Source organism: Shigella sp. SIG6 (assembly GCF_053555815.1).
In genome coordinates this window covers 1-10125 of record NZ_JBQZXC010000125.1, presented here as the reverse complement: position 1 = coordinate 10125, position 10125 = coordinate 1, and the positions used below count along the sequence as shown (strand labels likewise).

The 10125-nt window shown below is 51.9% G+C and carries 7 protein-coding genes; 6 read left to right on the top strand and 1 reads right to left on the bottom strand.

Going from position 1 to position 10125, the window contains the following annotated elements; translation table 11 throughout:
- Positions 1 to 796, top strand: a 796-nt coding sequence (locus ACUU1M_RS16455; RefSeq protein WP_449144695.1) for an IS4/Tn5 family transposase DNA-binding protein, incomplete at its 5' end; no start/stop codon positions are given.
- On the opposite strand, the gene ACUU1M_RS16450 is transcribed toward ACUU1M_RS16455, so the two are convergent.
- Positions 746 to 1939: an MFS transporter gene (locus ACUU1M_RS16450; RefSeq protein WP_000074477.1), complete on the bottom strand. Its 1194-nt coding sequence runs from the start codon at positions 1937 to 1939 to the stop codon at positions 746 to 748. The genes ACUU1M_RS16455 and ACUU1M_RS16450 overlap by 51 nt on opposite strands.
- A gap of 135 nt (positions 1940 to 2074) precedes the next feature.
- Between ACUU1M_RS16450 and iucA the strand changes: the two genes are divergently transcribed.
- From iucA to iutA, 5 genes are read left to right on the top strand one after another with little or no spacing between them, the layout of a single operon-like run.
- Positions 2075 to 3799 carry an aerobactin synthase IucA gene (iucA, locus tag ACUU1M_RS16445; protein WP_001403387.1) on the top strand — a complete coding sequence of 575 codons (1725 nt, stop codon included), beginning with the start codon at positions 2075 to 2077 and terminating at the stop codon, positions 3797 to 3799.
- Positions 3800 to 4747, top strand: coding sequence for a N(6)-hydroxylysine O-acetyltransferase IucB (gene iucB, locus ACUU1M_RS16440; protein WP_001287502.1), 948 nt, complete (start codon positions 3800 to 3802; stop codon positions 4745 to 4747). It abuts the gene before it with no gap.
- Positions 4747 to 6489 carry an NIS family aerobactin synthetase IucC gene (iucC, locus tag ACUU1M_RS16435; RefSeq protein ID WP_001015713.1) on the top strand — a complete coding sequence of 581 codons (1743 nt, stop codon included), beginning with the start codon at positions 4747 to 4749 and terminating at the stop codon, positions 6487 to 6489. Before iucB ends, iucC begins: the two co-directional genes overlap by 1 nt.
- A complete protein-coding gene (gene iucD / locus ACUU1M_RS16430; protein ID WP_000750134.1) occupies positions 6486 to 7823 on the top strand; it encodes an NADPH-dependent L-lysine N(6)-monooxygenase IucD in 1338 nt (445 codons plus the stop codon). The genes iucC and iucD overlap by 4 nt, the downstream gene beginning before the upstream one ends.
- 5 nt (positions 7824 to 7828) lie before the next feature.
- The gene (gene iutA / locus ACUU1M_RS16425; RefSeq protein ID WP_152029017.1) at positions 7829 to 10024 is read left to right on the top strand and encodes a ferric aerobactin receptor IutA; all 2196 of its coding nucleotides are present in this window, start codon (positions 7829 to 7831) and stop codon (positions 10022 to 10024) included.
- The last annotated feature ends 101 nt before the right edge of the window (positions 10025 to 10125 follow it).

Sequence of the window (10125 nt, the reverse complement as noted above, 5' to 3'; positions counted from 1 at the left end):
CTGGAGTGAAACAAAGGCAGCTTATCGTTGTTTTTCAAACGATAAAGTCTCTGCTAATAAAATCATGGCTCCTCACAAAGAAAATATCACTGAAAGAGCTCAGCAGTTTAAAAGAGTTTTAGTTTTACAGGATACAACAGAACTTAATTATTCTGGTCAGAAAGAAAAACAAGGAGTTGGTCCCAAAAAACATAAAGATGAAAGAAACTTATTTCTTCATCCTCAACTCGTCATCAGTGAGTCAGGTGTTTGCCTCGGTGTTTATGATGACTATCAGTGGTTCAGGGATGAATTAAAAACCAGTAAAAATACCCGACAAGAAATCTGCAATGATTTACTTCATAAAAAACATGTCAGTGAAAAAGAAACCTGGCGTTGGGTTGAAGGATATAATAAAGCAACAGAACTGGCTCGCCAATGCCCTGATACCCATGTATTGTCAATTTCTGATCGTGAAGGCGATTTTTATGACCTGTTTGAACGCGCAGCGCAGACTCCCGGAATAAAAGCTGACTGGCTTGTCAGAATGAAATTTAATAACAGAGCAACGCTGAATATTAATGGTAAACGGGATCATAGGTTGTTGCACGAAAGAATCATGGAGATTACACCGCAGCAACTGGTTGAATTCACTATACCTGATGGGCGGGGGCAGCAAGCCAGAACACTGCCTGACATGCTTTCATCAGACGCAGGTCCTCTCTCATATCCTCTGATTTACTCCAGTAAGGTGATGATCATATCTTTATTTGATAGTACGGTAATGCCAGATAAATACAGACACAATGGTAAATAATATAGTTGCAAATAATGCTGCCATAATCAGCGCGATTGCGACACCTGTTTTCGATACCAGCGGCACCAGCAAAGCGCACAGTCCATAGCCAAGTGTGTGACTGGTAGCGAGCCAGCCCGCGCCTGCGCCATCAGCCAGCTTATCATTCAGTAGAAGTTGATAAGCGGGTGTTGCCAGAGCTGCTCCAAATGACAGCACTGCACAGCCCGGGTAAAACAACCATAGCTGTTCGGAGAGCATGATAGCCAGACCACCACTCATCAACACTCCGGCACTCAGGAGCAGGGCCACCGGAGTCAGGCGCTGCGGACGGAGTACCCCGAACTGCGCGATAAGCGCAGCTACTGCGGACAGACCCAACAGCCAGGCCACCTGTTGGCTAATGGCGGTGGTATCCGTAGCGAACTGGCGAGTAAGGGCAGGCGAAAGTCCAAGCTGCATCATGCTCACCGCCGCAGCCAGTAATATTGCGCAAAGCAGATAAGGCAGACAATCCCGCTTCAGACTGACGCTCTTGCACTCCGGTGTGGGCTGTGGTGGTGTGCCGGGCAACCGCAGCAGCATCAGCAGCGCCAGCACTGGGGCTGCCATCAGCAGCCCCAGTGGCGCCAGAGGATGAATGGCCAGCATTGCTGCCGCGCACAGCGGCCCGAATAGCCTGCCGCAACTCAGGCCGGAGCTGATGGTTGCCAGAGCGGCCATGCGATTCCCTTCTCCAGCTCTCTGCAATGCCCAGACCTGACAGGCTGGCACCATTGCCGACACGGTCAGCCCGTAGGCGATCCGGGCGATGATTAATATTCCCAGTCCCACCGCTGTTGTTATGGCGCTGGTAGCCATCAGCACGCTTCCCAGCCCTAGCAGGGTAAAGCTTATGCCATATCCTCCCAGAGCCCACAACACCACAGGTTTACTGCCAGTACGGGAAATTTGCTTTCCCCACCACGGGGACGATGGCAGAAACAGCATTGAGCCAAGCATCAGCAGGGCAGCCCATACAGACAGACTCAGATTTGTCTGTATGACCAGAACAGGGAGCACAACCAGCAGACCGTTCTGTCCGATACCGAGAAGCCCTGCACTGAACGCAAGTGGCCAGCAGGACAGTGGTTTTTGGGGCGTATCTTCGATCCCTGGTGACATTATAATGTTTCAACTCCATGTATTAATTGTGTTTATTTGTAAAATTAATTTATCTGACAATAACATTTATTGTTGATAATGAGAATCATTATTGACATAATTGTTATTATTTTACTGTGTGGGAGCTGTTTGACTATGACCCTGCCCTCTGAAAAACCAGCCACAGATGTGGCTGCGCAGTGCTTCCTGAATGCACTGATTCGTGAAACCACAGACTGGAAACTGACAGAATACCCGCCAGACGAATTGCTCATCCCGCTGGATGAGCAGAAATCGCTCCATTTCAGAGTGGCTTATTTCTCCCCAACCCAGCATCACCGCTTTGCATTTCCTGCACGTCTGGTCACGGCATCAGGCAGTTATCCTGTCGACTTTACCACTCTCTCCCGGCTTATTATTGATAAGCTACGCCATCAACTGTTTCTGCCCGTTCCCCTCTGCGAAACTTTCCACCAGCGCGTGCTGGAAAGCCATGTCCATACGCAACAGGCAATTGATGCCCGTCATGACTGGGCCGCTCTGCGTGAAAAAGCGTTGAATTTTGGCGAGGCTGAGCAGGCGCTGCTGACAGGACACGCTTTCCACCCTGCGCCTAAGTCTCATGAACCGTTTAACCGGCGGGAGGCTGAACGCTACCTGCCTGATATGGCACCCCACTTCCCACTGCGGTGGTTTTCGGTGGATAAAACGCAAATCGCCGGTGAAAGTTTGCATCTCAACCTTCAACAGCGGCTGACGCGATTTGCCGCAGAGAATGCGCCTCAGTTACTCAACGAATTAAGTGACAACCAATGGCTGTTCCCGTTGCACCCGTGGCAGGGGGAATATCTTTTGCAGCAGGGGTGGTGCCAGGCACTTGTTGCTAAAGGGCTGATTAAAGACTTAGGTGAGGCCGGCACGTCGTGGCTGCCGACCACCTCTTCCCGTTCCCTCTACTGTGCCACCAGCCGCGATATGATCAAGTTCTCCCTGAGCGTACGGCTGACCAACTCCATCCGTACTCTGTCCGTGAAAGAAGTGAAGCGTGGGATGCGCCTGGCACGCCTGGCTCAAACCGACGGCTGGCAGATGCTACAGGTCCGCTTCCCGACTTTCCGGGTAATGCAGGAGGATGGCTGGGCCGGGCTGCTCGATCTTAACGGCAACATCATGCAGGAAAGTCTGTTTGCCCTGCGTGAAAATCTGCTGGTGGATCAGCCGAAAAGCCAGACTAACGTACTGGTCTCCCTGACTCAGGCCGCACCTGATGGCGGTGATTCGCTGCTGGTTTCGGCGGTAAAACGCCTGAGCGATCGCCTCGGTATCACTGTGCAACAGGCCGCCCATGCATGGGTCGATGCATACTGTCAGCAAGTGCTAAAGCCGCTGTTTACGGCTGAAGCGGATTACGGCCTGGTGCTGCTGGCGCATCAGCAAAATATTCTTGTCCAGATGCTTGGGGATCTGCCGGTCGGATTTATTTACCGTGACTGTCAGGGCAGCGCTTTTATGCCTCACGCGACAGACTGGCTCGATTCTATTGGCGAGGCGCAGGCGGAAAATATTTTCACCCATGAGCAGTTGCTGCGCTATTTCCCTTATTACCTGCTGGTTAACTCCACTTTTGCTGTGACCGCTGCGCTGGGGGCTGCCGGGCTGGACAGCGAATCGAATCTGATGGCTCGTGTACGAGCATCGCTGGCTGAAGTGCGTGATCAGGTGACTCATAAAACCTGTCTCAACTACGTGCTGGAAAGTCCGTACTGGAACGTAAAAGGTAACTTTTTCTGTTATCTGAACGATCATAACGAGAACACCATTGTTGACCCTTCGGTGATCTATTTCGATTTCGCTAACCCGCTGCAGGCTCAGGAGGTCTGAATGTCTGAGGCAAACATTATTCACAGCAGATATGGACTGCGCTGTGAAAAACTCGACAAGCCCCTGAATCTTGGCTGGGGACTGGACAATAGCGCGGTGTTGCACTGTCCCGGGGAGCTGCCGACAGGGTGGCTGTGCGATGCGCTGGATCAGATATTTATCGCCGCACCACAACTGTCAGCAGTGGCTCTCCCCTGGGCCGAATGGCGTGAGGAGCCACAGGCGCTGACGCTTTTTGGGCAGGTAAAAAGCGACATTATCCATCGTACTACCTTCTGGCAGTTACCGTTATGGTTGAGTTCACCGGCAAACCGGGCCTCCGGTGAAATGGTTTTTGATGCAGAGCGTGAGATTTATTTCCCGCAGCGCCCACCCCGTCCACAGGGTGAGGTTTACCGCCGTTACGATCCACGTATTCGCAGGATGCTGAGTTTCCGCATTGCCGATCCCGTTTCTGATGCAGAACGTTTCACCCGCTGGATGAATGATCCGCGCGTTGAGTATTTCTGGGAGCAAAGTGGCTCACTGGAGGTACAGACCGCCTATCTGGAGCGCCAGCTCACCGGTAAACATGCATTCCCGCTGATTGGGTGCTTCGACGATCGGCCATTCAGCTATTTCGAAATCTACTGGGCGGCGGAAGACCGCATTGGTCGTCACTATTCGTGGCAGCCCTTTGACCGTGGCCTGCATCTGCTGGTTGGTGAACAGCAATGGCGCGGGGCCCACTATGTGCAAAGCTGGCTGCGCGGGCTGACACATTACCTGCTGCTGGATGAGCCCCGTACGCAGCGCACAGTACTGGAGCCACGCACCGATAACCAGCGCCTGTTCCGCCATCTTGAGCCTGCGGGATACCGGACAATTAAAGAGTTCGACTTCCCACATAAGCGCTCGCGCATGGTGATGGCGGATCGTCATCACTTCTTCACGGAGGTCGGTCTGTAATGAATCACAAGGACTGGGATTTTGTTAACCGTCGGCTGGTGGCAAAAATGTTGTCTGAGATGGAGTATGAGCAGGTTTTCCACGCGGAATCTCAGGGCGATGACCACTACTGCATTAACCTGCCGGGAGCACAATGGCGCTTCATCGCTGAACGTGGTATCTGGGGCTGGCTGTGGATTGATGCCCAAACGTTGCGCTGCACGGACGAACCAGTACTGGCGCAGACGCTGCTGATGCAGCTAAAGCCGGTGCTGTCAATGAGTGATGCCACTGTTGCAGAGCATATGCAGGATTTGTATGCCACGCTACTGGGCGACCTGCAACTACTGAAGGCCCGTCGCGGACTGAGTGCCAGTGACCTGATTAATCTTGATGCCGATCGTCTGCAATGCCTGCTGAGCGGTCATCCTAAATTCGTTTTTAATAAAGGTCGCCGTGGCTGGGGCAAAGAGGCGCTGGAACGATATGCGCCAGAGTATACCAACACCTTCAGACTGCACTGGCTGGCGGTAAAACGTGAACATATGATCTGGCGCTGCGATAACGATCTGGATATTCAGCAGTTGTTGACTGCCGCAATGGATCCGCAGGAGTTTACACGCTTCAGTCAGGTCTGGCAGGAAAACGGGCTGGATCACAACTGGCTGCCGCTGCCGGTACATCCGTGGCAGTGGCAGCAAAAAATCGCCACAGACTTCATCGCTGATTTTGCCGAAGGCAGGATGGTGTCTCTCGGCGAGTTTGGCGACCAGTGGCTCGCCCAGCAGTCGCTGCGTACCCTGACCAACGCCAGCCGCCGGGGAGGGCTGGATATCAAGCTGCCGCTGACCATCTACAATACCTCATGCTACCGGGGGATCCCTGGCAGATATATCGCTGCCGGACCACTGGCTTCACGCTGGCTGCAACAGGTTTTTGCGACCGACGCCACCCTGGTGCAAAGCGGCGCAGTGATCCTTGGTGAACCGGCTGCAGGCTATGTGTCCCATGAAGGCTATGCCGCGCTTGCCCGGGCTCCCTATCGCTACCAGGAAATGCTTGGTGTTATCTGGCGGGAGAATCCGTGCCGCTGGCTGAAACCGGATGAAAGTCCTGTTCTGATGGCAACACTGATGGAGTGCGACGAAAACAATCAGCCGCTGGCAGGCGCATATATCGACCGCTCCGGACTGGACGCTGAAACCTGGCTTACGCAATTGTTCCGGGTGGTTGTGGTTCCGCTGTATCACCTGCTTTGCCGCTACGGTGTCGCGCTTATTGCACACGGACAAAATATAACGCTCGCCATGAAAGAGGGGGTACCACAGCGTGTTCTGCTGAAAGACTTCCAGGGCGATATGCGGCTGGTGAAAGAAGCGTTTCCCGAAATGGACTCTTTGCCTCAGGAGGTGCGTGATGTCACATCCCGTCTGAGTGCGGACTACTTAATCCATGATTTGCAGACGGGTCACTTCGTGACAGTACTGCGTTTTATTTCGCCACTGATGGTTCGTCTTGGCGTACCTGAAAGGCGATTTTATCAACTGCTGGCAGCAGTGTTGAGTGATTACATGAACAAACATCCACAAATGGCAGAGCGTTTTGCGCTTTTCTCACTCTTCAGGCCACAAATCATTCGCGTGGTGCTGAACCCGGTAAAACTGACCTGGCCGGACCTGGATGGCGGCAGTCGCATGCTGCCGAATTACCTTGAGAATCTGCAAAATCCGCTGTGGCTGGTAACTCAGGAATATGAATCATGAAAAAAAGTGTCGATTTTATTGGTGTCGGGACAGGGCCATTTAATCTCAGCATTGCTGCATTGTCACATCAGATCGAAGAACTGAACTGTCTCTTCTTTGACGAACATCCTCATTTTTCCTGGCATCCGGGTATGCTGGTACCGGATTGTCATATGCAGACCGTCTTTCTGAAAGATCTGGTCAGTGCAGTTGCACCTACAAATCCCTACAGCTTTGTTAACTATCTGGTGAAGCACAAAAAGTTCTATCGCTTCCTTACAAGCAGGCTACGTACAGTATCCCGTGAAGAGTTTTCTGACTATCTCCGCTGGGCTGCTGAAGATATGAATAACCTGTATTTCAGTCATACCGTTGAAAATATTGATTTCGACAAAAAAAGTCGATTGTTTCTGGTTCAGACCAGTCGGGGAGAATATTTTGCCCACAATATCTGCCTTGGTACAGGAAAACAACCTTATTTACCACCCTGTGTGAAGCATGTGACACAATCCTGTTTCCATGCCAGTGAAATGAATCTTCGTCGGCCGGACCTGAGTGGAAAACGGATAACCGTGGTTGGTGGAGGACAGAGTGGTGCAGACCTGTTCCTTAATGCATTACGCGGGGAATGGGGAGAAGCGGCGGAAATAAACTGGGTCTCACGGCGTAATAATTTTAACGCACTGGATGAGGCTGCTTTTGCTGATGAGTATTTTACACCTGAATATATTTCAGGCTTCTCCGGACTGAAGGAAGATATTCGCCATCAGTTACTGGATGAGCAGAAAATGACATCGGATGGCATCACTGCCGATTCTTTACTGACCATTTATCGTGAGTTGTACCACCGTTTTGAAGTTCTGAGAAAACCAAGAAATATCCGTCTGCTACCCAGTCGCTCGGTAACAACTCTGGAAAGTAGTGGTCCGGGCTGGAGGTTATTGATGGAACATCATCTGGATCAGGGCAGAGAGAGCCTGGAAAGTGATGTGGTGATTTTCGCCACAGGTTACCGTTCTGCATTGCCACAAATACTTCCCTCACTGATGCCCTTGATCACCATGCACGATAAGAACACCTTTAAAGTGCGTGATGACTTCACTCTGGAATGGAGTGGCCCGAAAGAAAATAACATCTTTGCGGTCAACGCCAGCATGCAAACTCATGGCATCGCCGAACCCCAGCTCAGCCTGATGGCCTGGCGATCTGCACGTATTCTTAATCGCGTACTGGGGCGTGATTTATTCGATCTCAGTATGCCGCCCGCACTGATTCAGTGGCGCAGCGGCAGCCGGAAAAAACCGCAGCCGGAGGCTGCTTCTTTAGCTCACTATACAGCAAATATTCAGGAATAACGATGATACGCAAAAAGTATATGCCCCGGGCTCTTGGTCCGCTGCTTCTTGTCGTGCTGTCACCAGCTGTCGCCCAGCAAAACGATGATAATGAGATCATAGTGTCTGCCAGCCGCAGCAATCGAACTGTAGCGGAGATGGCGCAAACCACCTGGGTTATCGAAAATGCCGAACTGGAGCAGCAGATTCAGGGCGGTAAAGAGCTGAAAGACGCACTGGCTCAGTTAATCCCCGGCCTTGATGTCAGCAGCCAGAGTCGAACCAACTACGGTATGAACATGCGTGGCCGCCCGCTGGTTGTCCTGATTGACGGTGTGCGCCTCAACTCTTCACGTTCCGACAGCCGACAACTGGACTCTGTCGATCCTTTTAATATCGACCATATTGAAGTGATCTCCGGCGCGACGGCCCTGTACGGTGGCGGGAGTACCGGAGGGTTGATCAACATCGTGACCAAAAAAGGTCAGCCGGAAACCATGATGGAGTTTGAGGCTGGCACAAAAAGTGGCTTTAACAGCAGTAAAGATCACGATGAGCGCATTGCCGGTGCTGTCTCCGGCGGAAATGACCATATCTCCGGACGTCTTTCCGTGGCATATCAGAAATTTGGCGGCTGGTTTGACGGTAACGGCGATACCACCCTGCTTGATAACACCCAGACCGGCCTGCAGCACTCCAATCGGCTGGACATCATGGGAACCGGTACGCTGAACATCGATGAATCCCGGCAGCTTCAACTGATAACGCAGTACTATAAAAGTCAGGGAGACGACAATTACGGGCTTAATCTCGGGAAAGGCTTTTCCGCCATCAGCGGGAGCAGCACACCATACGTCAGTAAGGGGCTGAATTCTGACCGCATTCCCGGCACTGAGCGGCATTTGATCAGCCTGCAGTACTCTGACAGTGATTTCCTGGGACAGGAACTGGTCGGTCAGGTTTACTACCGCGATGAGTCGTTGCGGTACTACCCGTTCCCGACGGTAAATGCGAATAAACAGGCGACGGCTTTCTCCTCGTCACAGCAGGATACCGACCAGTACGGCATGAAACTGACTCTGAACAGCCAACTGATGGACGGCTGGCAAATCACCTGGGGGCTGGATGCTGAGCATGAGCGCTTTACCTCCAACCAGATGTTCTTCGATCTGGCTCAGGCAAGTGCTTCCGGAGGGCTGAACAACCATAAGATTTACACCACCGGGCGCTATCCGTCATATGACATCACCAATCTGGCGGCCTTCCTGCAATCCAGCTATGACATTAATGATATTTTTACCGTTAGCGGTGGCGTACGCTATCAGTATACTGAGAACAGGGTAGATGATTTCATCGACTACACGCAGCAACAGAAGATTGCTGCCGGGAAGGCGATATCTGCCGACGCCATTCCTGGTGGTTCGGTAGATTACGATAACTTTCTGTTCAATGCTGGTCTGCTGATGCACATCACCGAACGTCAGCAGGCATGGTTCAATTTTTCCCAGGGGGTGGCATTGCCGGATCCGGGGAAATATTATGGTCGCGGCATCTATGGTGCAGCAGTGAACGGCCATCTTCCCCTGACAAAGAGCGTGAACGTCAGCGACAGTAAGCTGGAAGGCGTGAAAGTCGATTCTTATGAACTGGGCTGGCGCTTTATCGGTGACAACCTGCGGACTCAAATCGCGGCATATTACTCGCTTTCCAATAAGAGCGTGGAAAGGAATAAAGATCTGACCATCAGTGTGAAGGACGACAGGCGCCGTATTTACGGCGTGGAAGGTGCGGTGGACTACCTGATCCCGGATACTGACTGGAGTACCGGTGTGAACTTCAATGTGCTGAAAACCGAGTCGAAAGTGAACGGTCAATGGCAAAAATATGACGTGAAGGAATCAAGTCCATCGAAAGCGACAGCTTACATTAACTGGGCGCCGGAACCGTGGAGTCTGCGTGTACAGAGCACCACTTCTTTCGACGTAAGCGATGCAGAGGGTAACGATATTAATGGTTACACTACCGTCGATTTTATCAGTAGTTGGCAGCTTCCGGTGGGAACACTCAGCTTCAGCGTTGAGAACCTCTTCGACCGTGACTATACCACTGTCTGGGGACAGCGTGCACCTCTGTACTACAGCCCGGGTTACGGCCCTGCTTCACTGTACGACTACAAAGGCCGGGGCCGAACCTTTGGTCTGAACTACTCAGTGCTGTTCTGACGGGGATGCTTTTGCAACAAGGGTATGCTGTAAACAACATGGTCCTTGGTGGCCATGTTGTTTACAGCCAGTATAATATACAGCCTTAACAAGATATTCCG